The following is a 21,394-nucleotide window of genomic DNA, read 5'->3' as shown; positions in this document are numbered from 1 at the left end:
TCATGTCTTTCTGGTCGTAGTTTTCTTCTTGACGGGCTCCGGGTCGGACTCGGAGCGGGGTGCGGGCGGCAGGGGGGCCCACAGCAAGCGTACGAGACGCGAGGGGTTGCGGGCCCGCAGCGCCGTGGCGGCGTCGGGTTCGGCACGTGCGAACCCGGCGAGCATCCCGACGGCCGCGAGGATCACGACCAGGGCCGTGCCGCCGTCGGAGATGAACGGCAGCGGCACCCCGGTCATGGGGATGAGCCCGAGCACGCCGCCGATGTTGATGAACGCCTGGCCCGCAATCCAGATCGTCACGCCCCCCGCGACGAGCGCCCGGAACGGGTCGTCCGAGCGGCGCGCGATCCGGAAGCCCGTGTAGACGAGCACCGCGAACAGCGCGAGGATCACCAGGCAGCCGACGACGCCCAGCTCCTCGGCGATGAGCGCGAAGATGAAGTCGTTGTGGCCGTTGGGCAGCCAGTCCCACTTCTGGCGGCTCTCGCCCAGGCCGAGGCCGAACCAGCCGCCGTCCGCGATCGCGTAGTAGCCCTGGATGGCCTGGTAGCCCCACGAGTCCGCGAAGTCCTCCGGGCGCGCGAACGAGATGATGCGCTGCATCCGGTAGCCCTCGAACGCGATGAGGACCGCCGAGCCGAGCAGGCCGATGGCGACGAGCACGCCGAGGATGCGCAGCGGCACGCCCGAAGCCCACAGGAGGCCGAGGAACATCGCCAGGATGATGAGCATCGTCCCCAGGTCGGCGTAGCCGATGATGATGAGCAGGAGCCCGGCGATCGGGAACATCGGGATCGCCAGCTCGCGCCACGACGCGATGCGCGGGCCGAGGCGCACCAGGGAGTCCGCGGCCCACAGTAGGAGCGCGAACTTGGCGATCTCGGCGGGCTGGAACTGGAAGGGCCCCAGGTCGATCCACAGCTGGTCGGTGGCGAGGCCGCCGGTGGACTCGCCGCCCGCGGCCTCCTGCTGCTTCTGCCGGATCGACATGACGACCAGGACGAGGCCGAGCAGGATCGCGACGACCAGGAGCGGGCGAGACACGGCCCGGTAGGTGCGCGAGGGCAGGCGCTGGGCGACCCAGAAGCAGACGAGGCCGACCACGGCCCACACGACCTGCTGGAGGATCACCGCGAACGCGTTCCCGGTGGCCTCGTAGGACTCGACCATGGTGGCCGAGAAGACCATCACGAGCCCGATGGTGAGCAGCAGCGCTGAGGAGGAGAGCAGCAGGTAGTACGAGGCGAGCGGCCGGTCGAGCAGGCCGCGCAGCAACTCGGTGAACCCGCTCCTCACCCGGCCTCACCCTCGATCAGGGCCCGGGCTGCGGCGGCGAACGCGTCGCCGCGGTGCGCATAGGAGGTGAACATGTCGTAGGAGGCCCCGGCCGGGGACAGGAGCACCGTGTCCCCCGGTTCGGCCATCGCGGCGGCGCGGGCGGCGACTTCGGTCATCACCGCATCGTCCTGGCCGTCGAGGACCACCACGGGGAGGCCCGGGGCGTGTCGCGCCAGCGCGTCGGCAACGAGCTCACGGTCCTGTCCGATGAGGACGGCGCCGCGCATCTTCGGGGCGTACTGGGCGACGAGGCCGTCGACGTCGACGCCTTTGAGCTGGCCGCCCGCAACCCACACGATGGAGTCGTAGGAGGCGAGCGCGGCGGCGGCGGCGTGCGGGTTGGTGGCCTTGGAGTCGTCGACCCAGGTGACGCCCTCGTGCTCGACGAGGGTGACGTTGCGGTGCGGCTCGGGCACGTATTTGCGCAGCGCCTCGCCGATGTCGGCGTGGGTGACGCCGACCTGGCGGGCGAGCGCGGCGGCCGCGAGCGCGTTGGCGACGTTGTGCCACCCGGCGGGGTGCACGTCGTCGACCGAGCAGATCTGGACCGGCTCGGGGCCGGTGTAGTCGACCAGGAACCCTAGGGCCACACCGAACTGGCCGCGTTCGGGGTGGTTGAGCGTGAACCCGGTGACCTCGGCTGCGGCGTGCTTGGCGAGGGCGACCACGGACGGGTCGTCGAGGTTGACGACGGCCTGCCCGCCGCGCCAGACGGCGGCCTTCGCGTCGGCGTAGGCGTCGAAGCCGCCGTGCCAGTCGAGGTGGTCGGGGGCGAGGTTGAGCACGGCCCCGGCGGTCGGCGCGAGCGTGGAAGACCAGTGGAGCTGGTAGCTGGAGAGCTCGACGGCGATGACGTCGAAGGGGCCGTTGGCGGCGTGCACGAGCGGGACGCCGATGTTGCCGAGCGCGGCGGTGCGCAGACCGGCCGTCTCGAGCATCGCGGCGAGCATGGTCGTGGTGGTGGTCTTGCCGTTGGTGCCGGTGACGGCGAGCCAGCGGGCGGCCCCGGGTTCCCTGAGGCGCCAGGCGAGTTCGGGTTCGGAGAAGGTCTCGATCCCGCGTGCGGCCGCGGCCTCGGCGATCGGGTGGTGGGGCGGGAAGCCCGGCGAGAGCACCACCTGCTCGACGCCGTCGAGGAGCGCGGGGTCGAACGCGTCGGCGACGACGCAGGTCGCGCCGCGTGCGGCGAGCGCCTGCAGCCGTTCGGAGTCGGCGCGGTCGTAGACGGTGACGTTCGCGCCGCGGTCGAGGAGGACGTCGGCGCAGGCGGCCCCGGCGACGCGGGCCCCGGCTACGAGGACGTTGTCGGCTATGGACATCCCTACCCCGCGATCCGCAGGAAGTCGGCGAAGAAGAAGCCGAGGGCGATGGCGACGCCGATGCCCGAGATGATCCAGAAGCGGACGACGATGGTCACTTCGGACCATCCGGCGAGCTCGAAGTGGTGCTGGATCGGCGACATGCGGAACACTCTTCGGCCCGTGAGCTTGAAGCTGGTCACCTGGATCATGACGCTGGCGGTGGTGATGACGAACAGCGCGCCGAGGATCGGCAGGAGCAGGATCGTCTTGGAGGCGAAGGCGAGTCCGGCGATGAGCGCGCCGAGGCTGAGGGACCCGGAGTCGCCCATGAAGATCTGGGCGGGCGAGGTGTTCCACCACAGGAAGCCGAACATGGCCCCGGCGGCGGCACCGGCGATGAGGGCGATCTCCAGCGGGTCGCGCACGTCGTAGCAGAGGTTGTCGGCGGGCTGGGCGCCGCCGCACCAGTGGCGGTACTCCCAGAAGCCGATGATCATGAACGCCATGAACGCCATCATCGAGGCGCCGGTCGCGAGGCCGTCGAGGCCGTCGGTGAGGTTGACGCCGTTGGCGGTGGCGTTGACGAGGAGGACGATCAGGATGACCATGCCGATCTTCGTCAGGGGGATCTCGCCGAGGTCCTGGGTGAAGGAGAGGTAGGGGGTGGCGACGGTCTCGGAGATCTCCTTGGTGTCGATCGAGCCGGTGTAGTAGACGGCCAGGGTGCCGAAGATGATGGCGGCGATGGTGAGGCCGAGGACCTTGGCGCGGCCGGAGATACCGCCGGAGTGCTTGCGGCGGATCTTGAGCCAGTCGTCGATGAAGCCGACGAAGCCGCAGGAGACGAAGAGTCCGATGAGGACGATGCCGGTGGCGGTGAAGCCGGTGGGGCGGTTGAAGGTGACGCCGTCGACCGCTTCGGGCAGGGCCATGAGGACGAGGTGGCCGGCCACGTAGGCGAGCACCGTGGTGAAGATGAAGACGACGCCGCCCATGGTGGGGGTGCCGGCCTTGGCGAGGTGGGTCTGGGGGCCGTCGGTGCGGATGGGCTGCCCGGCCTTGAGGCGGCGGAAGAGCTTCGCCGCGAGCGGTGTCAGCGCCATGGTGAGCGCGAACGCCACGAACGCGGCGACGATTACGGCTCTCACTGGTCTTTGTCCTCCTTGGCGCGCAGGTGGTCGGCGACGTCCCAGGTCCGGTATCGGGAGCCCTTCACCAGGACGGCGTCGCCGGGGCGCAACCGGCTGCGCAGCAGCGCGATGGCTGCGGCTTGATCGGGTACATGGGTGGCGGTGACGCCTTCGGCACCGTCCACGATGGGTTCCGTGCCGTCGCCGACGGCGATGACCTCGTCGAGGCCGGCTTCGCGGGCCTGCTCGCCGAGGCGGCGGTGGCAGTCCTCGCTCTGCTCTTCGAGGTCGGCCATGAGTCCGAGGACCGCGATGCGGCGGCCCTCGGTGGGGAGCTGCCCGAGGGTGCGGACGGCCGCGCCCATCGAGGCGGGGTTGGCGTTGTAGGAGTCGTCGATGACGGTGGTGCCGTCGGGTCGGGTGAAGACGTCCATGCGGCGCTCGGAGAGTCGGCCGGCGCGGGACAGGCCCTCGGCGATCTTCTCCGTGGTCTGGCCGAGCTTCCACAGGACCCCGGCGGCCGCGAGCGCGTTGTAGACGTGGTGGTCGCCCCACAGTTCCAGCTCGGCGCGGGCCTCGCCGTCGGGGGTGACCAGGGTGAAGGCGTGGCGGCCGTCGCGCGGGTCGATGTCGGCGGCGGTGATCTCGGCGGGCTCGCGGACGCCGTAGCGCCACGCGGTCGCGCTGGAGAGGCCTTCCATTTCGGCGACGCGCGGGTCGTCGGCGTTGACGAACAGGGTGTCGTCGGCGCCGAGGAACTGCGGCAGTTCGCTCTTGGCCTTCGCGGTGGTCTCGATGGAGCCGAAGCCGTCGAGGTGGGAGATGCCGACGTTGAGCACGACGCCGATGGTGGGCGGGGCGATCTCGCACAGCTGCGTGATGTGCCCGAGGCCGCGCGCGGCCAGTTCGAGGACCAGGTACTCGGTGTCGGGTTCGACGCGGCACACGGTGTAGGGGTGGCCCAGTTCGTTGTTGAAGTTGCCTTCGGTGGCGACGGTGGGGCCGAGGTCGGCGCAGAGCTGGCCGATGAGGTCCTTGGTGGAGGTCTTGCCGTTGGAGCCGGTGACGCCGATGATGACGGCCTTCGAGGCCGCCGCGACGTGCTTGGCGAGCTTGGTGAGCGCGTCGATCGTGTTGTCCACGTAGATCGCGGGCGAGTCGATCGGCCGGGTGGCGACCGTGGCGACCGCGCCCTGCGCCGCGGCCTTGGCGGCGAAGTCGTGGCCGTCGACCTTGTCGCCGGGGATCGCCAGGAACAGTCCGCCGGGCCCGGCCTTGCGGGAGTCGTACTCGACGCCGCCGGTGACGACCGCTTCGGGATCGGCCGTCTCGCTGAGCTTGCCGTCCATGACGGCGGCGACCTGGGCCAGGCTCATGGGGATCACGCGGCGGTCTCCTCCTGTTGTGGGTGCGTTCGCTTTACGGGACTATCACGCTTCAACGTCGTGCGACGGTTTCACCATTGGCGGCATCGCGTAGCGCGTTCGCCAGGAGTACCCGGTCGTCACTGGCGACGAATCCCTCGGCGGTCTCGGTGGCGGTCTCGTGGCCCTTGCCGAGGAGGGCGATGGTGTCGCCGGGCGCGGCCAGCGCGGCGGCCTCTTTGACGGCGGTTTCCCGCCCTGGGATATTACGGCAGGGCACGCCCTGGACAGCGGCCGCCACCTCGTCGCGGATGCGCGCGGGGTCTTCTTTGCGGGGGTTGTCGTCGGTGACGATGACCAGGTCGGCGGCGCGTGCGGCGGCGGCGCCCATGAGGGGGCGCTTGGAGCGGTCGCGGTCGCCTCCGGCGCCGAGGATCGCGATCACCTTGCCGGGGGTGGAGTCGCGGAGCGCTTCGAGGACGGCGGTGATGGCCTCGGGCTTGTGGGCGTAGTCGACGACGCCGCGTACCGGGTTGTCGCCTGAGACGAGTTCCATGCGGCCGGGCACGCCGGTGCAGGAGGCGACGCCCGCGAGAGCGGTCGGAGTGTCGAGGCCTGCGGCTTCGAGGAGGGCGACGGCGAGCGCGGCGTTGGCGACGTTGTGGCGGCCGGGCATCTGCACGAGGCCTTCGCCTGCGCCGCTTGGGGTCTTGAGGTGGAACCGCTGGGTGAAGCCGTCGGTGGCGATGTCGGAGGCGTAGTAGTCGGCGCCCGAATCGGTGAGCGAGAACTGGAGGTTGCCGCGGTCGGCGAGGACGGCGACGCGCTTGTCGTCGGCGTTGAGGATCTCGACCTGGGCGCGGCCGTCGAAGAGGCGGGCCTTGGCGTCGAAGTAGTCGTCGAGGTCGGCGTGGAAGTCGAGGTGGTCGGTGCCGAACATGGTGAACCCGGCGGCGCGGAAGCGGCAGCCTTCGACGCGGCCGAGGACGAGGGCGTGGCTGGAGACCTCCATGACCACGTCGGTGACGCCCTTCTCGCGGGCGACGGCCAGGAGTGCTTGCAGCTCAGGGGCTTCGGGGGTGGTGCGGGCGGATTCGATGCGCTCGCCCGCGATGCGGGTCTCGACCGTGCCGATGATGCCGGTGGTGCGTCCGGCGTGCGCAAGCCCGGCCTCCACTAGATAAGCAGTGGAGGTCTTGCCGTTGGTGCCGGTGATGCCGAGGAGGTTGAGGTGCTCGGAGGGGCGGCCCCAGACGCGGGCGGCGACCTCGCCGGTGAGCGTGCGCGGGTCGGCGGTGACGAGGACGGGGAGCAGGCCTCCTACGAGGGTCGCGCCGCGTTCGTCGGTGAGGACGGCGACCGCGCCGCGTTCGGCGGCCTGGGCGCAGAATTCGGCGCCGTGGCGGTTGGCGCCGGGCAGGGCCGCGAAGAGGTCGCCGGGCTCGACGGCGTCGGCGGCGAGACTCACCCCGGTGACGGCGAAGCCGAGTTCCCCGGCGGCGGGGAGGAGGTCGGCCAGGCCGTCGATGCGGTAGGGGACGGTCGTCTCAGGACGCGGAAAGCTCGGCACGGCCTGACCCTACACCGGTACGCACCGTCTGCGAGCCTTACACCGGCGGGGCGCACCGAAAGCGGTTACGCGGCTTCCAGGCCCTCGTGGCCGGGGTACTGGATCGGGTTGCGGTCGTGCTCGTCGAGATTGTCGGACCAGGTGCCGAGGAGCTTGTCGAGCTCGGCGGACTGGTCGCAGTTGAGGGCGTCGAGGAAGAGCTCGCGCACCAGCGAGAGGATGCAGGGCGCGGCCTGCTCCAGGCGCTCGGCGCCGGCCTCGGTGAGGTGCACCCAGATGCCCCGGTTGTCGCGGCCGCACTTGCGGCGCTCGACCAGGCCCATCTCGGAGAGCTTGTTGACCTGGTAGGTGACCGCGCTCTTGGCGGTGACGATGCGGTCGGCGAGGTCGCTCATGCGCATCGCGCGCTCGTCGCTGTCGGCCAGGCGCACCAGGATCTCGTACTGGGTGTGGGTGATGCCGTGCTGCTCCTGGAGCCGCCGGTCGATGTGGTGCTCGAGCCGGTGCGTGACGTGGAGGAATCGGGTCCACACGGCGTTCACGTCGGGGGCGAGCCAGCGGCTCTCGAAGTCTCCCGCGCCCATATGGGCCCTCCTTCCTCGGTCTCGGACACCTGGTTCAGATTTGAACAATCCTAGCAGGCGGAACGAAGATGAACGGCCCGTGAGTTACCCACGCCATAGCGCGGGGCGAACCCCGTAGCCCCGCGACTACCTGCGGTCATCCGGAATGACCCGATGCGCCCGAGGAATCCTCCCGTTCTAGGCTGTACGCCGACCATCCCGTCCACTCGGCTCCGAGCAACCGAAGGACCCTCACGCCTTGAACGCCGGTACTTCCTCCCCCGCGCGCGTCCGCGGCCCGCGATCGTTCCTCAGCGGCGCCAAGCGCGTCCTCTCGCTCCCCGTCGTAGCACTCGCGGGCGTGGTGTTCCTGGTCGCGCCCGCCTCGCAGTCCTCAGCGCAGGACAGCGAGGAAGGCGCCTCAGGCGCGCTCAGCGAGGCCATCGCCGCCTACCTCGACGCGCAGGACGAGCTGAACGCCCTCGAGCAGCAGCAGGCCGACCTCGAGCAGGAGCTCGAGGACTCCGAGGCCGAGTCGGCCGCGCTCAAACTCGAGCTCGAGGAGTACGCGTACATCGCGTCCACGACCTCCGACCTCCAGTCCACGGCCGCGCTCATGTCCTCGGGCGACCCGCAGAACGCCATCGCCGCCATGGAGCTGATGCAGTTCCTCGGCGAGTCCCGCGCCGACCGGCTCAACGAGCTGATCACCCGGCTCCAGGAGATCGAGGCGACCCGCCAGACCCTCGCCGACAACATCGAGGAGCAGGAGCAGACCGCCGGCGAGATGGAGGACGCCCGCGACGAGGCCGCCCGCGAGCTCGCGGCCTCCGGCGGCGACGACGCGGTCGGCCCCACCGCGTCCGACGCGCCCGCTGCCGAGCCCGCGCCGCGCGAATCGGACGGGTCGCTGCCGTACGAGGGCTGCTCGGAGGACGACCCGACCACCGAGGGCTGCCTCAGCCCGCGCACCCTCCACGCCCTCGAACAGGCCCAGATCGTCGGTTTCACCCGGTATGTGAAGTGCTACCGGGTGTCCTCGTTCGGCGAGCACGGCAAGGGCCGGGCCTGCGACTTCGCCGCCCAGCCCGACGGCTTCGGCGGGGACGCCGGGGGCGACGACTACGACTACGGCCAGAACCTCGCGGCCTGGTTCGTGGAGAACGCCGACGCGCTCGGCGTGCAGTACGTGATCTGGTACCGCCAGATCTGGATGCCGGGCGACGGCTGGAAGTCCTACTCGGGCGCCGGCGGCGAGCCGAACTCCGACCACACCAACCACGTGCACCTGAGCATCCGCTAGGCGCGGATTCGGTTGCTTTGACCTGCGGCCGTATAGGTCACAGGTGCGAAGTAGACGCCGTGTCGACGTCCCTGTGTACCGTGGTCCCATGAGCTTCGGACCGTCCTCCCTCTCCCGCCGCGGCGCCCTCGCCGCGGGCGGCCTCGCCGTGGTGGGTATCGCCGCCGCGGCCTGCACGAAGGAATCGGGCACCATCGGCGAAGACGGAGGCGGCGACGACGCGACCTCCGAAGCGCCCCAGAGTGCCGCCAAGGTGCAGATCACCCCTGCGGACGGCGCCGCCGACGCGACCGCCGCCACTGAGATCGCCTGGACCGTCGAGTCCGGCGAGTTCAAGGAGTTCAAGCTCACCGACGCGGCGGGCACCGAAGTCGCGGGCGCCATGCACCCCGACGGGACCACCTGGGTCCCCACCGACCCGCTCGCGTGGGAGACCGCCTACACGGCCACGGTCACCGCCGACGACGCCGCGGGCCTCACCGCCACCGCGACCTCGACGTTCACCACGATCGCCTCCCCGGGGAACCGGGTCGGCATCGAGAACTACCTGCCCGGCGAGGGCTCCACGGTCGGCATGGGCGCGATCCTCGCGTTCCGCTTCACCGACCACGAGGTCCCCGAGGACCTGCGGGCCTCGGTCGAGCGGCGCCTCTTCGTCACCTCCGAACCGGCGCAGGAGGGCTCCTGGTACTGGATCACCGGGCGGGCCCTGGAGTACCGGCCGAAGGAGTACTGGCAGCCGAACACCACCGTCAACGTGCGCCTGGGCATCGGCGGCCTCGACATCGGCGACGGCAGCTACGGCGAGTTCGACGCCGGGACGAACTTCAGCATCGACTCGGAGTCCCGCTACCTCGAAGCGGACGACTCGACGAAGCAGATGAAGGCCTACCGCGACGGCTCGGTCGTGCAGACCATCCCGATCTCCCTGGGCGCCAGGGAGACCGAAGGAAACGACACGCGCTCGTACTCCGGCACCATGATCATCATGAGCCGCGAGGAGGAGTCGAACTTCGTCTCCGACCTGTACGACTACGACACCGATGTCAAGTGGGCGATGCGCCTGACCTTCTCGGGCCAGTTCATCCACGGCGCGCCGTGGGCCACCGACCGGCTCGGCGTCTCCAACGGCTCCCACGGCTGCATCAACGTCTCCGACGAGATGGGCGAGTGGATCTACAACTTCGTGCGCTGGGGCGACCCGGTGATCGTGCGGAACACCGGCCTCGACGTGCCGCAAGGCGACGGCTTCACCACCTGGAGCCTCGACTGGGACACGCTCAAGTCCGGGTCGTACCTCCAGGCCTGACATAGCGAGAAAGCCCGGCGAACCGAGTTCGCCGGGCTTTTTCACGTCTCGGATCAGACGGTCTCTTCGGTGCGGACCTTCGGGTCGGCGGCCTGCGGGTGCTCGGCGAGGATCTTGCGGTGCGCCCAGCGCTCCACGAAGAACGACGCGACCGGAACGGTGCCGCCGAGCATGAGGCCCACGGTCTGCGGCCAGAACTTCCAGCCCGCCTGCTGGGCGAGGTGGAAGGCGAGCACCAGGTAGACCATGTAGCAGAAGCCGTGGATCGGGCTGATGGCCTGGACCATCGCGTCGTAGTTCCAGATGTACTTGAGCGGCATCGCGACGAACATGAGCAGGATCAGGAACGTGCCGACGATCCAGGCGACGATCCGGAAGCGTTTCAGAGCGGCGTTCATGCGTGGCTCCCCTGTGCGGGTTCGGTTTCGGTGTTCCGGGCCTTGAGGCTGAGCTCATGGTCATTGCGGCGAGCCGCAATGATCCCCGGCTCGAACGGCGAGGTCATCGGCGGCGGCTCGGGCTTGCCCCGGCGCGGCTCCTGGGGGCGATCCTTGCGCAGTTCCAGGCGCATCTGCCGAATCCACAGCGCGACGGTGAAGACCGCGAACAGCGGCCACTCGAAGGCGTAACCCCAGCTGATGGCGTTGCCGCCCTGGGCGCGGGTGAGCTGCCACCAGGCGAGCAGCCCGAAAGCGACCGTCAACACCACCGCGAAGCAGTGGAGGACGATCCAGGGAGGCGTCAGCAACCGTCGCACAGGGCCCAGACTAAGGTGACCGACCCGATGTTGCCGCCGGGGGGCCGGGCGTGGTGACATAGGCCGGTGACTCAGGACCTGCCGCTGCCCGGCGCCGTGAAGGCGTACCCCGAACCCGACGCCGCCGACGTCCGCGAACTCCTCCTCGACTGGTGCGGCGCCGAGACCGAGGACGCCGACGAGGCCGCGAAGGCCCTCGGCGCGCTCGACCCCGACGCGCGATCGACCGCCGACCGCCTCTACCAGTCGATCGCCGCCGACATGGGCGGGCGCAAATGGCTGACCTGGCCGAAGCCCCCGGAGGCGCACCCGCTGCTGGGCCTGTACCCGCTGCTCGCGGCCGTCCCCGACATGCTCGCGTTCCACCGCGAACGGGGCATCGACGAGGAGCTCTCACGCAAAGTGCTCGCCGACATCGGCGAGAAGCTGCGCTTCAACCGCCGCATCTACGGCCGCGCGGGCCTCGACGCGGCCTACTGGTTCACCGGGCACGTGCGCGGCGCGCTCTACCAGCTCGGGCGGCTCCAGTTCTGCGTCGAAGGGCCCGACCCGAAACCGTTCGTGGGCATGCACATCCGCGGCGAAGGCGGGCCGCTCACGCTCGACGCGGTCCGCGACTCGGTCGAATGGGCCCTCGAGTACTTCCCGGCCGTGTTCCCCGACCGCTACGACGGGCCCGAGGACATGGTGTTCATGTGCGAGTCGTGGCTGCTCGACCCGCAACTGCGCGACTGGCTGCCGGAGCGGTCCAACATCCCCGGCTTCGGCGAGCTCTTCGACTTGCAGGGCCCGGGCGACCCGGCGGGCAACCGGTCCGACCTGTGGCGCTTCGTCTTCGGACGCCCCGAGGACACCCCGGTCGGGGACCTGCCGCAGGACAACACCCTGCAGCGCTCGGTCATGGCCGGCATCGAGGCGGACGTGCCGTGGCGCAACCGCTTCGGCCGCCTGAACCTCGGCAGGCTGGGCCTCTAGGACCCGATACCGCAACGGCCGCAATCCTTCCGGATTGCGGCCGTTCGGCGTCTAGGCGCGGGCCAGCTGCCAGGCCTCGCTCGCCACGTAGTGGTTGTCGTACTGCTGCCCCGAAGCCGGGATCTCCTTCGGGTCGGCCTCGCCCAGGTTGACGCGTTCGAGCAGGCGGTAGTAGTCGAAGCGGTCGGCGGCCGGGGTGAAGACGGCGAGCACGTCAGCGTCGTGCCCGGCGACGGCGCCGAAAGCGTGCGGGAGGCCCGGCGGGATCGTCACGAAGTCCCCTGCTTCCAGGACGATGACCTCATCGCCGGTGAGCACCTGCAGCTTCCCGGAGATGACGAACAGCGATTCGCTGGTGCCGGTGTGGAAGTGCGAGGGCGCGCCGTCGCCGCCGTTGGGGAAGGTCGAGCGGTGGACCGAGAGCGCCCCGCCGGTCTGCGAGGAGTCGGCGAGCAGGGTCATGACGGACTGCTGGGCGTGCGCGAGGCGCTCGGCGGTGGCGGCGCGGGCGACGACGGGTGCGGTGCTCATGGGATCTCCTCCAGTGGGCGTTCCGGCCCTCGCCGGAACTCATATCTAGATATTACACGTCCAGATAAGGAATCGCAACAGGGGCCTGGACATCGAATCCTCCTTCAAACCAGGACAGCTAAGATCGAGGTTATGAAGATCAGCGAAGGCGTCGAATGGGCCGCGCACTGCTGCCTGCTCCTGGACTGGATGGGCACCGACGGGCCCGTCTCCACCGCCCGGCTCGCCGCCGGGTACGGCCTGCCGCCCGCCTACCTCAACAAGCAGCTCCAACCGCTCGTCAAAGCCGGCATCCTCACCTCCACCGCGGGCAAGAAGGGCGGCTTCCGCCTTGCCAAGGGCCTCAAGGACATCACCCTCATGGACGTCCTGACCGCAATCGAGGGCCCCGCCGAGGCGTTCCAGTGCGCCGAGATCCGCCAGCACGGCGTCTGGGGCGACGAGCCCCCCTCGGCCTTCCGCGCGCCCTGCGCGATCGACACCGCCATGCGCGGCGCCGAACTCGAATGGCGCCGGGCCCTCGCCGCGCAGTCCCTCGCCGCGATCCAGCAGAACGCCGAACTGCAGGCCCCGAACCTCCGCGCCCAGGTTCAAGACTGGTACCGCGAGCCGAGGCCATAGGCTGTAAGCATGCGGATCGTCATCGCCGGGTCGAGCGGCTACCTCGGCAAGCCCCTGATGGACGCCCTCGAAAGCGTGGGCGAGGGCCACGACCTCGTGCGGCTCGTGCGCCACCGCCCCGACGAGGAGAACGAGATCCTCTGGGACCCCTACAAAGGCCCCCTCGACCCGCAGATCCTCGACGGCGTCGACGCCGTGGTCAACCTCTGCGGCGTCAACGTCGGCGGCCAGCGCTGGAACGCCGCCTACAAGAAGCGCATCGAGACGAGCCGCGTCATCCCTACCAAGGTGCTCGCCGAAGCGGTCGCGGCGGCAAAGGTCCCGGTAATGGTCAACGCCTCGGCGTCGGGCTGGTACGGCGACCGCGCAGATGTCGAGGTCGATGAATCAACTCCTGCGGCGACGGACTTCCTCGGACGCCTCGCCCTGAACTGGGAGTCGGCGACCGCCCCGGCGGAAGAAGCAGGCGCCCGCGTAGTCAAGCTCCGCACCGGCCACGTGCTTGGCCCGGACAGCGTGCTGCTCGACCGGTTCGTACCGGTGTGGAAGTGCTTCCTCGGCGGCCGCTTCGGTAACGGCCGCCAGTACCTGCCGTGGATCTCCTTGCGCGACTGGGTGGGCGCGGCCGTAACCGCAATCGAGGACGAGTCCGTGCGCGGCCCGGTAAACATGGTCGGCCCCACCCCCGCCACCAACCGCGAGTTCACCAGGGCCCTCGGAGCGGCCCTCCACCGTCCGACCCCCTGGATCATCCCGGGATGGGCGGTCAAACTCGTAGCGGGCGAAGCAGCCATAGAAATGCTGCGAGGAGCAAGGATCAAACCAGGAGCCCTACAGGCCCACAACTTCCACTACCAAGACGAAACAGTCTTCGAAGCCATCCGCTTCGCCCTCCGCCCCTGACCACCGCACCACCCGAACGGCCCCGCGCATGCGCGGGGCCGTTTCCGTTTGCCCGCCAGGAGACGGGCGCAGCTCACAGCGCTCCGCTCTTCCAGCCGAGGATCGGGCCGAGCTAAATTGAACATGTTCAACCTTGAACACGTTCAATTAAATCTCGCGAACGGACCCCAATGAACCCCACGCCCCCTGCCCCAGACCCCGCGACCGATCCCAGGATGCCGAAACCGAGTGCTGTCACTGCCGCCCAGGTCGGCATCTGGCTGCAGCCGTTCGTCTTCGTCTGCTGCGGCATCGCGCCCGCGACGGCCTGGATCCCTGCCTTCGGGTTGTATGCGGTCGCGGCCATCGTCACCCTGCTGCCCGAAGCCCTGCACACGCTCCTCGTTTGGCTCGTGGTCGTTCCGTCGCTCGCCTACGTGATCCTCTTCAACGTCTGGATCACCCGCCGCATCGAAGAACGACGGCGATGGGCCGCGACTACCGCAACCGCCTTGTCGGCCGGCTCCGCGCTCTTGGTGATCGCCTTCTGTGTGTACATCGCGGTCGCCGAGGGCTTCGATGTTCCGTGGATCGGCTACACCATCGGCACCGCCGTGCCGTCCCTTGCATCGCAGGCGATGACCGTCATCGGCTTGCAGACCCCCTCGGCGAAAGCCTGGCTCACGAATCCCCGAGACGAACTGGAAACCTTCCTCGTCGCGGCCCCGCCTGAGGAGAGGGAATGAGAATGCCTTCACAAGATCCAACAGCCCCCGGCCGCCGGCCGAAGAGGATCACGGCCGATCCCGAAATGCCGATCCTGGTTCGGCCTGTGCCCAGTCCTGACTGGCCGAAGGTCATTGCCCAGGTGCGAATTCTCACCGGCTGGCAAGTCGCGCTGGTGATGCTCTGCGGGAACTGCTCATTCGGGATTCCGCTCGCTATCGCGATCGGATGGCCTATCGATCAATTCGGCTGGCATGAGGATTCCAGTATCGCGATTTACTGGGCGTGGGCCGTCGGCTTCGCTGCGATCTTCACTTACGCCTACTTCACCAACCGCTGGGCCGGCCGGGCGGATCGGCGGGCGAGGACCACGATCATCATCGGTACAGCAGTGTTGGCCAGCTTCACAGCCGTGACCGTTGCGACACTGGCAGTGTTCTCTCTGGAATTCGCACTGGTCGCCGCGATCGCCGCCGCGCCTTCGCTCATCGTCCAGGCAATCGTTCTGCGGTGCGTCTACGGCCCGGAAGGCCGCCGCTGGTTCAACAGCAGCGAGGCGGATCGGATGGATGAGTCCGCTTAAACTGGGCGGACCCGCCTCCGGAGGACCGCCCATGTATACGCCGCCCGCTACTCCCCTGCCCCCCGAACTGCTGCATCGCAAACCTGGCACTGTCACTGCCGCTCAGGTGATGCTGTGGCTGCAGTTCTCCTTTCTGATCTGCTGCGGGGCGGGTGGCGGTCTTACTGCGCTGTTCTGGTCGGAGGCGTTGAACTTCAGCGACTTCGAGTTCGACGAGGACGTCTCGAAGGGCTTCGAGGACCTCGCGGCCGTGGTCACGGTCGTCATCGCCGCGACCATCGCACTCGTGATCCTGTTCGGCATCCTCGCGGTGAAGATCGGCGCGGGCCGCCGGTGGGCGCAAATCACGACGATCGTGGTCATGCTGCTGGCGTTCGTGACCGGCTTCGTCGGGATCTACACGGGTTTCGAGGCGAGCAGTCAGGCGGGCGCGCCCGCTGACGGGTCGCGGCTGATCTGGACGCTGCTCAGCCTCGCGATGCCTCTCGTGACCCTCATCTGCCTGTTCACGGGTTCGGCGAACCAGTGGTTCCGCCAGAAGGGCCGCGACCCGCTCAGGGGGCTGCCGCCGCAGAGTCCTCTGCCAGCGCCGTACCGGCCTTACTGAGGACTTCGCCGAGGGCGGCGATGTTGTCCCCCACTGCCTCCGGGTCGCCGATGCCCTCGACCATGAGGAGCTGCCTGCGCACGCCCGTGGCCTCGGCGGACTTCGCCAGGCGTTCGGCGACGTGGTCGGCGGGGCCGACGGCGTGGCGTTCGATCATCCAGTCGACGTAGGCGGCGTGGTCCCGCGTGCCGCGCCCGGGTTTGAGGCTGACGTACTGGCCGACGCCCCTGGTGAGCAGCTCGGTCAGTGAGGACCGGAGCGCATCGACCGTCGCGGGCCGGTCGGCGACCTGGGCGAGGTGCGTCGAGACGTGTTCGGCCGCTTCGGGATCGAACCCGGCGGTCTCAGTCTCCCGCCGCCAGGCGGCGAGGAGCGCGACGTGGTCCTCGTCGGGGGCGTGCATGCCGAGCAGGAGCGGTAGGCCGAGGCGGCCGGCGAGGCGGGCGGTGCCTTCGCCGGTGGCGGCGACCCAGACGGGCCGTCCGGTGCCGGGGGGCATGACGCGCACGGGCAGGACGTCGAAGAACTCGCCGGTGTGGGCGACTTCGGCGTCGCCGGAGAGCCAGCGCGTCAGGAGCGTCAGGCCTTCCTCGAAGCCGCGTTCGTAGCGGTCGAGGCCGGAGCCGAACACGTCGAGGTCGATCCAGGGGCCGCCGCGGCCGACGCCGAGGCGGAAGCGGCCGGGGGCGAGGGCGTCCAGGGTGGCGGTCTCCTCCCCGAGGGCCACGGGGTGGCGGTTGGAGAGGACGGCGACGGCGGTGCCGATCTGGATTCGTTCGGTGGCGGCGAGGAGGTGGGCGGCCATGAGGGTCGCGGAGGGGCTGGCGCCGTACTCGATGAAGTGGTGCTCGGCGGTCCACACGCCGTCGAGTCCGGCCGTTTCCGCTTGCTGCGCATAGGAGACGACTCGGCGGAGTGCCGCCGCCGGCGCGATGCCGGGGAACACTCCGCCGAGGAGGAAGAGATCGTGAGCGCTCATCCGCTCACTCTATGGCTTTTCTTTAGTGGCGCAACATCTCCGCGACGAGGAAGGCGAGTTCGAGCGACTGCTGCGTGTTCAGGCGCGGGTCGCAGGCGGTCTCGTAGCGGTCGGAGAGCTGGTCGTCGCGGATCTCCTGGGCGCCGCCGACGCATTCGGTGACGTCCTCGCCGGTGAGCTCGATGTGGATGCCGCCGGGGTGGGTGCCGGTCTGGCGGTGGACCTCAAAGAAGCCGAGGACCTCGTCGACGACCTGGTCGAACGCGCGGGTCTTGTACCCGGAGGCGGACTCGTAGGTGTTGCCGTGCATGGGGTCGCACTGCCATACGACCTTGCACCCGGCGGCCTGGACCTTCTCGATGATCGGGGGGAGGGCGGTGCGGACGTTCTTGTGGCCCATGCGGGTGACGACGACGAGCTTCCCGGGGATGTTCTCCGGGTTGAGCTTCTGGCACATCTCGACGACGCCCTCGGGCGTGGCGGTCGGGCCGATCTTGCAGCCGACCGGGTTGGCGACGCGCGAGAGGAAGTCGATGTGGGCGCCGTTCAGCTGGCGGGTGCGCTCGCCGTTCCACAGCATGTGGCCGGAGAGGGCGTACGCCTTGCCGTTGTAGATGCGGGTGAGGGCCCGGTCGTACTCGATGGCGAGCATCTCGTGGGACGCGAAGACCTCGGCGGTGTGGAGGTTCTCGTCCTCGACGCCGCAGGCGGCCATGAAGCGCACGGCGCGGTCGATCTCGCGGCCGATGGCCTCGTAGCGCTCGCCTGCCGGGGAGGTGCGGACGAAGTCCTTGTTCCAGTCGTGGACGGCCATGAGGTCGGCGAGGCCGCCGCGCAGGTAGGCGCGGAGCATGTTCATGGTGGCGGCGGAGTTCGCGTAGGCGCGGATCATCCGCTGCGGGTCGCAGACGCGGGCCTCTTCGGTCGCCTCGAGCGAGTTGAACATGTCGCCGCGGTAGACGGGCAGGCCGAGCGAGTCGGTCGCGGCCGAGCGCGGCTTGGAGTACTGGCCTGCGACGCGGCCGACCTTGACGACCGGGAGCGAGGCGCCGTAGGTGAGGACGACGGCCATCTGCAGGAGGGTGCGCATGTTGGCGAGCACGTGGTGCTCGGTGTTGTCGATGAACGTCTCGGCGCAGTCGCCGCCCTGCATGAGGAAAGCGCGGCCTTCGCAGACTTCGGCGAGGCGTTCGCGCAGGTGGTCGACCTCGTAGGGGGCGACGATCGGCGGGACGGCGGCGAGCACGCCGGTCACCTCTTCGACCTCGGCGTAGTCGTCCCACGGGGGAACCTGCTCGCGGGGCAGGTTCCGCCAGGCGTCGAGCTGATAGCGCTCGGCTTCCTCCGCGTCGGCGACGACGGGGACGAGGCCAGGGTTTCGCAGGTCATGCCATTGGCGGTTCACGCGGTAATGGTACGTGGCGGCGGCGCGGGGCCACCACGATGATTTGCGTGTCTCAAGGGGTGAACCGTCACAGGCGCGGAGCGGGAGGCGCAGGCGCGGGGCGGGCGGCGCGACACACCGGGACGAGCGCAGACATCCCACCTTTAGTGCCGCGTCTAGGCTGGCCGGGTGCGCAAGACGACTATTGAAGACTGGCTGACCGACCTCGCCTCGGAGCTTCCGGCGCCCGGCGGCGGCGCGGCGGCGGGAATGAGCGCGGCCACGGCTGCTGCCCTGGTTTCCATGGTGTGCAACCTGACCATCGGCAATCCGAAGTTCGCCGAGCATGACGCGGTGATGCGGGAGGCCCTGGCCGACGCGGAGCGGCTGCGTTTGGAGGCGCTGCAGCTCGCGGAGGACGACGCGGAGGCGTTCTCGGGTGTGATCGCGGCCTACAAGCTGCCGAAGGCTTCCGACGAGGAGAAGGCGGCGCGGACCGCGGCGATCCAGGCGGGCCTGGTCGCGGCCGCGGCGGTGCCGCTCGCGGTCGCGCGGGTGTCGGCCGAGGTGATCAAGCTGTCGGGCCGGGTGCTGGACGGGTCGAACCCGAACGTGCTCTCCGATGTGGCCGTGGCGGCTTCGGCGGCGAAGTCGGCCCTGGAGTCGGCGGCGCTGAACGTCGACATCAACGTGGTCGCGATCAAGGACCCGGCGGAGCGGGAGCGGCTCGCGAGCACGCTCAACGAGGCGCTCCAGGCGAAGGTGCAGGCAGAGGCGATCATGCAGATCGTGGCGAAGAGGATTCGGGCATGAGCGATATCGACGGGCGCGCGGTCGCCTCGGCCATCCGCGCGGAAGTGGCCGCGGACGCGGCGCGGCTGCGCGGGGAGGGCATCGTGCCGACCCTGGCGGTCGTGGTGCCAACGGACGACGAGGGCACGGCCTGGTACGTGCGCTCCATCCGCAAGGCCGCGGAGAAGGAGGGCATCGACTGCAGGGTCGAGCACCTGAAGGACCCGGGTAAGGACGAGATCGTCGCGAAGCTCCAGGAGCTGTCCGCGGACGCCTCGGTCCACGGCGTGATCTGCCAGACCCCGCTGCCCGAGGGCGTCACGCTTTCGCAGGTCGGCGGGTACATCAGCCCGTTCAAGGACGTGGACGGCGCGAACTCGGAGAGCCTGGGCCGCTTGGCCGCCGGGCTGCGGACGTTCGCGCCGGCGACGGCCGCGGCGGTGCTGGAGCTGCTCAAGCGCGAGGACCTGGTCCTCGAAGGCGCGAAAGCGGTCGTCGTGGGACGCTCCACTGTGGTCGGCAAGCCTGCGGCGCTGCTGCTGCTCAACGAGTCGGCCACGGTGACCGTGTGCCACTCCCGCACCAAGGACCTGGCGGCGGTCTGCCGCGAGGCGGACATCCTGGTCGCGGCCGTGGGCCGGGCCGGGATGATCAACGCGGACTTCGTGAAGCCCGGCGCTACCGTGATCGACGTGGGCACCAACCCGACCGAGGACGGCGGCCTGGTCGGCGACGCCGACTACGACGCGGTCGCCCCGATCGCCGGGCGGCTCACGCCGGTCCCGGGCGGCGTCGGCCCCGTGACGACCGCACTCCTGCTGCGCCACACCGTGGTCGCGGCAGAACTGACGAAGACCCACGGCTAAGCGCAAGACGAATCGAACCGAGGCCGATCGCCCGCAGGGCGGTCGGCCCGTTTCATATGCGGTCGAGGCATGCCGCCAGGGCCGGGAGGAAGTCCATGAAGCGGGCGCGCTGCTGGTGCGTGTCGGCGCCGGTCCCGTCGCTCTTCCAGGTCACGAGCCAGCCGTCCTTCGCGGCCCACGACCAGCGGAACAGGTCGAGGCCCGCGAGCTCGGCGGCCGCCGCCACCGCCCCCGCGTAGACCGGATCGTCCGTGTGGAGCTGCCGGGGCACCGGCCTGAAGAACCGGTCGAGCGCGTCGGCGGTGAACCGCCCGATGCGGCCGCGCTGGCGCGGCTGCGGGCGCGGCAGGTCGGGCAGCACCACGGTCGTGTACCGCGCGCGGCGCGGATGCCAGTTCGCGGCCATCGCGGCGTCGCCGTCGAGGAGGCGGTGCTGCACCACGTCCGGCCCGGTCCGCCGCAGCCGCACGGCCTGGCACCGCAACTGGTAGATCGAGCCCGCGGCGGTCGCGTCGAGCGCGCTGAACCCGTAGCCCGGCCGCTCGCCCCACACCCCGTGCGTCCACCCGCGCACGCGCGCGACCGGGAACCCCAGGCGCCCAAGGGCATCCAGGACCTCGGCGGTCTCGCCGCCCAGGTCCTCGGCCTGGAGTTCGGCGCGGAACGCGAGCCGGTACTTGCGGGCGAACTGCTGCCAGCCCGCGAGCGCCGCGCGGGCCTCGCGTTCGGCGACCGGGTCGAGCCCGGTCCCGGTCTCGAGCACGGCACCGAAGCCGTTGCCGCTCTGGCCGACCTGACCCACCACAGGTTCCTCCCACTGTCGATTCACGAGCACTGTATGGCGGCGCGGCAAGGCCGTCCTCCCCCATGTCGCGCCCCGGCGCGCCCCGTTCCGGACCGTCCTCGCCCACGCCATCGACCACGCCCCCGTGGCCTCGGAAAATAACCCCAAGTGGCGGATACCCGACAGACATGCGCGACTACCGGACGTAGCGTTAAGGCTTCCCACGCAGAGGAGGTTGCGCATGACACGTCGTCTCGCATTCGTGGCGACCGTCGCCGCCATGATCGTCTCGGTCTCGGCCCCCGCGATGGCGTTCCAGCACGACAGGGTCCAGAACCCGGTGGTGCACTGGGCACTCGACATCGCGGTCCTCGCCATCGTGGTCGCTCCGATCTGGACCGCGCTGCTCTGGGGCAAGGGACGCAGCAAGTGGCTGCTGGTCGGCCTGATCGCCTTCGTGCAGCTGCCGGTCGCGGTCCTGGGCTTCTCAAAGACCGCCTCGGCACTGTTCGCGGGCAGCGGCCTGTTCCTCGGCCTCGCCGTCACGGCGGCCGCGATCGTCTACACCCGCAGGGTGACCCGCCAGGAGCGGGCTCGCGCCGCGCTGCTGCAGGAGGAAGCTGCGGGCGAGAGCGCCTGAGCCGAGCTCGAAGCCGCGGAGGCGGCCGTGCTCGCGCAGGAGCCGGAACACGGGGCAGCCCTGGAAGGGGCCGTCGAACCCGCCTGTCGCGGGGTTCCGGTAGGCGTGCCAGGAGCAGTGCGCCTCGCCGACCCAGCCCCAGGCCCGGTGCGTCTCGGCCCCGCCGAAGCGGTACACGCCGACGCTGAGCGTCCGGTCGCCGATCGGACGCCGATAGAACTCGGCGTCCAGGCCCGGCACAGGAGTCGACTCGAAGTCGATGTCCGGCAGGGTCTTGTGATACGTGAAATCGGCGAGATGCGGGATCTCGCCGATTTCCTCTAGAGAAGCCACGGGCACACCTGGTCTAACGACCGGGCGTGCCCGTGGTTGCGCTCTGACAGTGCTTT

General features: G+C 69.9%; 24 protein-coding genes. 12 read left to right on the top strand and 12 right to left on the bottom strand.

All coding sequences use genetic code 11. The features are described 5' to 3' along the window. From ftsW to ACZ60M_RS16395, 6 genes are all read right to left on the bottom strand, one after another. Positions 1 to 1,296: a putative lipid II flippase FtsW gene (gene ftsW, locus ACZ60M_RS16420; RefSeq protein WP_465418871.1), complete on the bottom strand. Its 1,296-nt coding sequence runs from the start codon at positions 1,294 to 1,296 to the stop codon at positions 1 to 3. Further along, on the bottom strand, positions 1,293 to 2,657 hold the full coding sequence (gene murD, locus ACZ60M_RS16415; protein ID WP_465418869.1) for a UDP-N-acetylmuramoyl-L-alanine--D-glutamate ligase: 1,365 nt from the start codon (positions 2,655 to 2,657) through the stop codon (positions 1,293 to 1,295). Before murD ends, ftsW begins: the two co-directional genes overlap by 4 nt. Before the next feature lie 2 nt (positions 2,658 to 2,659). Beyond that, a complete protein-coding gene (gene mraY / locus ACZ60M_RS16410) occupies positions 2,660 to 3,787 on the bottom strand; it encodes a phospho-N-acetylmuramoyl-pentapeptide-transferase (RefSeq protein WP_465418867.1) in 1,128 nt (375 codons plus the stop codon). Continuing rightward, on the bottom strand, positions 3,784 to 5,154 hold the full coding sequence (locus ACZ60M_RS16405) for a UDP-N-acetylmuramoyl-tripeptide--D-alanyl-D-alanine ligase (RefSeq protein ID WP_465418865.1): 1,371 nt from the start codon (positions 5,152 to 5,154) through the stop codon (positions 3,784 to 3,786). Before ACZ60M_RS16405 ends, mraY begins: the two co-directional genes overlap by 4 nt. A gap of 52 nt (positions 5,155 to 5,206) precedes the next feature. Further along, positions 5,207 to 6,703: a UDP-N-acetylmuramoyl-L-alanyl-D-glutamate--2,6-diaminopimelate ligase gene (locus ACZ60M_RS16400; RefSeq protein ID WP_465418863.1), complete on the bottom strand. Its 1,497-nt coding sequence runs from the start codon at positions 6,701 to 6,703 to the stop codon at positions 5,207 to 5,209. A gap of 65 nt (positions 6,704 to 6,768) precedes the next feature. Next, the gene (locus ACZ60M_RS16395; RefSeq protein ID WP_465418861.1) at positions 6,769 to 7,287 is read right to left on the bottom strand and encodes a MarR family winged helix-turn-helix transcriptional regulator; all 519 of its coding nucleotides are present in this window, start codon (positions 7,285 to 7,287) and stop codon (positions 6,769 to 6,771) included. A gap of 238 nt (positions 7,288 to 7,525) precedes the next feature. Between ACZ60M_RS16395 and ACZ60M_RS16390 the strand changes: the two genes are divergently transcribed. Beyond that, positions 7,526 to 8,569 (top strand): VldE C-terminal domain-containing protein, encoded by a 1,044-nt coding sequence (locus tag ACZ60M_RS16390; protein WP_465418859.1) that lies wholly within the window; start codon positions 7,526 to 7,528, stop codon positions 8,567 to 8,569. A gap of 88 nt (positions 8,570 to 8,657) precedes the next feature. Next, positions 8,658 to 9,878 carry a L,D-transpeptidase gene (locus tag ACZ60M_RS16385; protein ID WP_465418857.1) on the top strand — a complete coding sequence of 407 codons (1,221 nt, stop codon included), beginning with the start codon at positions 8,658 to 8,660 and terminating at the stop codon, positions 9,876 to 9,878. Positions 9,879 to 9,931: 53 nt separating this feature from the next. Here the strand turns inward: ACZ60M_RS16385 and ACZ60M_RS16380 are convergent, their stop codons facing one another. Then, on the bottom strand, positions 9,932 to 10,276 hold the full coding sequence (locus tag ACZ60M_RS16380; protein ID WP_465418855.1) for a DUF3817 domain-containing protein: 345 nt from the start codon (positions 10,274 to 10,276) through the stop codon (positions 9,932 to 9,934). Beyond that, entirely contained in the window at positions 10,273 to 10,635 is a 363-nt protein-coding gene (locus ACZ60M_RS16375) for a hypothetical protein (RefSeq protein ID WP_465418854.1), read from the bottom strand. The genes ACZ60M_RS16380 and ACZ60M_RS16375 overlap by 4 nt, the downstream gene beginning before the upstream one ends. A 66-nt stretch (positions 10,636 to 10,701) precedes the next feature. Between ACZ60M_RS16375 and ACZ60M_RS16370 the strand changes: the two genes are divergently transcribed. Continuing rightward, the gene (locus ACZ60M_RS16370; RefSeq protein WP_465418852.1) at positions 10,702 to 11,610 is read left to right on the top strand and encodes an acyltransferase domain-containing protein; all 909 of its coding nucleotides are present in this window, start codon (positions 10,702 to 10,704) and stop codon (positions 11,608 to 11,610) included. Positions 11,611 to 11,661: 51 nt separating this feature from the next. On the opposite strand, the gene ACZ60M_RS16365 is transcribed toward ACZ60M_RS16370, so the two are convergent. Next, the gene (locus ACZ60M_RS16365) at positions 11,662 to 12,141 is read right to left on the bottom strand and encodes a cupin domain-containing protein (protein WP_465418850.1); all 480 of its coding nucleotides are present in this window, start codon (positions 12,139 to 12,141) and stop codon (positions 11,662 to 11,664) included. Between the two features lie 132 nt (positions 12,142 to 12,273). Here ACZ60M_RS16365 and ACZ60M_RS16360 point away from each other — a divergent pair, with 132 nt between their 5' ends. From ACZ60M_RS16360 to ACZ60M_RS16340, 5 genes are all read left to right on the top strand, one after another. Continuing rightward, positions 12,274 to 12,762: an RrF2 family transcriptional regulator gene (locus tag ACZ60M_RS16360; RefSeq protein WP_465418848.1), complete on the top strand. Its 489-nt coding sequence runs from the start codon at positions 12,274 to 12,276 to the stop codon at positions 12,760 to 12,762. Positions 12,763 to 12,771: 9 nt separating this feature from the next. Beyond that, on the top strand, positions 12,772 to 13,665 hold the full coding sequence (locus tag ACZ60M_RS16355) for a TIGR01777 family oxidoreductase (protein WP_465418846.1): 894 nt from the start codon (positions 12,772 to 12,774) through the stop codon (positions 13,663 to 13,665). 215 nt (positions 13,666 to 13,880) lie between these two features. Then, a complete protein-coding gene (locus ACZ60M_RS16350) occupies positions 13,881 to 14,390 on the top strand; it encodes a hypothetical protein (protein ID WP_465418844.1) in 510 nt (169 codons plus the stop codon). Next, on the top strand, positions 14,387 to 14,953 hold the full coding sequence (locus ACZ60M_RS16345; protein ID WP_465418842.1) for a hypothetical protein: 567 nt from the start codon (positions 14,387 to 14,389) through the stop codon (positions 14,951 to 14,953). Before ACZ60M_RS16350 ends, ACZ60M_RS16345 begins: the two co-directional genes overlap by 4 nt. A gap of 109 nt (positions 14,954 to 15,062) precedes the next feature. Continuing rightward, positions 15,063 to 15,560, top strand: a complete 498-nt coding sequence (locus ACZ60M_RS16340) for a hypothetical protein (protein WP_465418840.1) — start codon at positions 15,063 to 15,065, stop codon at positions 15,558 to 15,560. Here ACZ60M_RS16340 and ACZ60M_RS16335 read toward each other — a convergent pair. Both ACZ60M_RS16335 and ACZ60M_RS16330 read right to left on the bottom strand, forming a co-directional pair. Continuing rightward, complete coding sequence (locus ACZ60M_RS16335; RefSeq protein ID WP_465418838.1) at positions 15,508 to 16,539, bottom strand: LLM class flavin-dependent oxidoreductase; 1,032 nt, start codon at positions 16,537 to 16,539, stop codon at positions 15,508 to 15,510. The two genes, ACZ60M_RS16340 and ACZ60M_RS16335, sit on opposite strands and share 53 nt — an antisense overlap. 22 nt (positions 16,540 to 16,561) lie before the next feature. Next, positions 16,562 to 17,944: a class II 3-deoxy-7-phosphoheptulonate synthase gene (locus ACZ60M_RS16330; RefSeq protein WP_465418836.1), complete on the bottom strand. Its 1,383-nt coding sequence runs from the start codon at positions 17,942 to 17,944 to the stop codon at positions 16,562 to 16,564. A 168-nt stretch (positions 17,945 to 18,112) separates the two neighbouring features. Between ACZ60M_RS16330 and ACZ60M_RS16325 the strand changes: the two genes are divergently transcribed. Further along, positions 18,113 to 18,736, top strand: coding sequence for a cyclodeaminase/cyclohydrolase family protein (locus ACZ60M_RS16325; RefSeq protein ID WP_465418834.1), 624 nt, complete (start codon positions 18,113 to 18,115; stop codon positions 18,734 to 18,736). Then, a complete protein-coding gene (locus ACZ60M_RS16320) occupies positions 18,733 to 19,581 on the top strand; it encodes a bifunctional 5,10-methylenetetrahydrofolate dehydrogenase/5,10-methenyltetrahydrofolate cyclohydrolase (protein ID WP_465418832.1) in 849 nt (282 codons plus the stop codon). The genes ACZ60M_RS16325 and ACZ60M_RS16320 overlap by 4 nt, the downstream gene beginning before the upstream one ends. Before the next feature lie 52 nt (positions 19,582 to 19,633). Here the strand turns inward: ACZ60M_RS16320 and ACZ60M_RS16315 are convergent, their stop codons facing one another. Continuing rightward, positions 19,634 to 20,386, bottom strand: a complete 753-nt coding sequence (locus ACZ60M_RS16315; protein WP_465418830.1) for a hypothetical protein — start codon at positions 20,384 to 20,386, stop codon at positions 19,634 to 19,636. A gap of 220 nt (positions 20,387 to 20,606) precedes the next feature. On the opposite strand from ACZ60M_RS16315, the gene ACZ60M_RS16310 reads away from it, so the two are divergent. Further along, the gene (locus ACZ60M_RS16310) at positions 20,607 to 21,005 is read left to right on the top strand and encodes a hypothetical protein (protein WP_465418828.1); all 399 of its coding nucleotides are present in this window, start codon (positions 20,607 to 20,609) and stop codon (positions 21,003 to 21,005) included. Positions 21,006 to 21,122: 117 nt separating this feature from the next. Beyond that, positions 21,123 to 21,329 (top strand): hypothetical protein, encoded by a 207-nt coding sequence (locus ACZ60M_RS16305; protein WP_465418826.1) that lies wholly within the window; start codon positions 21,123 to 21,125, stop codon positions 21,327 to 21,329. The last annotated feature ends 65 nt before the right edge of the window (positions 21,330 to 21,394 follow it).

Source organism: Glycomyces sp. NPDC050141 (genome assembly GCF_055586545.1).
This window is presented reverse-complemented; position numbering and strand designations above follow the sequence as displayed.

Bases quoted from the DNA above. Each gene is read 5' to 3' on its own strand.
- murD (WP_465418869.1), bottom strand. From the start codon at position 2,657: ATGTCCATAGCCGACAACGTCCTCGTAGCCGGGGCCCGCGTCGCCGGG.
- ACZ60M_RS16395 (WP_465418861.1), bottom strand. From the start codon at position 7,287: ATGGGCGCGGGAGACTTCGAGAGCCGCTGGCTCGCCCCCGACGTGAAC.
- ACZ60M_RS16385 (WP_465418857.1), top strand. From the start codon at position 8,658: ATGAGCTTCGGACCGTCCTCCCTCTCCCGCCGCGGCGCCCTCGCCGCG.
- ACZ60M_RS16380 (WP_465418855.1), bottom strand. From the start codon at position 10,276: ATGAACGCCGCTCTGAAACGCTTCCGGATCGTCGCCTGGATCGTCGGC.
- ACZ60M_RS16365 (WP_465418850.1), bottom strand. From the start codon at position 12,141: ATGAGCACCGCACCCGTCGTCGCCCGCGCCGCCACCGCCGAGCGCCTC.
- ACZ60M_RS16360 (WP_465418848.1), top strand. From the start codon at position 12,274: ATGAAGATCAGCGAAGGCGTCGAATGGGCCGCGCACTGCTGCCTGCTC.
- ACZ60M_RS16355 (WP_465418846.1), top strand. From the start codon at position 12,772: ATGCGGATCGTCATCGCCGGGTCGAGCGGCTACCTCGGCAAGCCCCTG.
- ACZ60M_RS16350 (WP_465418844.1), top strand. From the start codon at position 13,881: ATGCCGAAACCGAGTGCTGTCACTGCCGCCCAGGTCGGCATCTGGCTG.
- ACZ60M_RS16345 (WP_465418842.1), top strand. From the start codon at position 14,387: ATGAGAATGCCTTCACAAGATCCAACAGCCCCCGGCCGCCGGCCGAAG.
- ACZ60M_RS16340 (WP_465418840.1), top strand. From the start codon at position 15,063: ATGCTGTGGCTGCAGTTCTCCTTTCTGATCTGCTGCGGGGCGGGTGGC.
- ACZ60M_RS16335 (WP_465418838.1), bottom strand. From the start codon at position 16,539: ATGAGCGCTCACGATCTCTTCCTCCTCGGCGGAGTGTTCCCCGGCATC.
- ACZ60M_RS16320 (WP_465418832.1), top strand. From the start codon at position 18,733: ATGAGCGATATCGACGGGCGCGCGGTCGCCTCGGCCATCCGCGCGGAA.
- ACZ60M_RS16310 (WP_465418828.1), top strand. From the start codon at position 20,607: ATGACACGTCGTCTCGCATTCGTGGCGACCGTCGCCGCCATGATCGTC.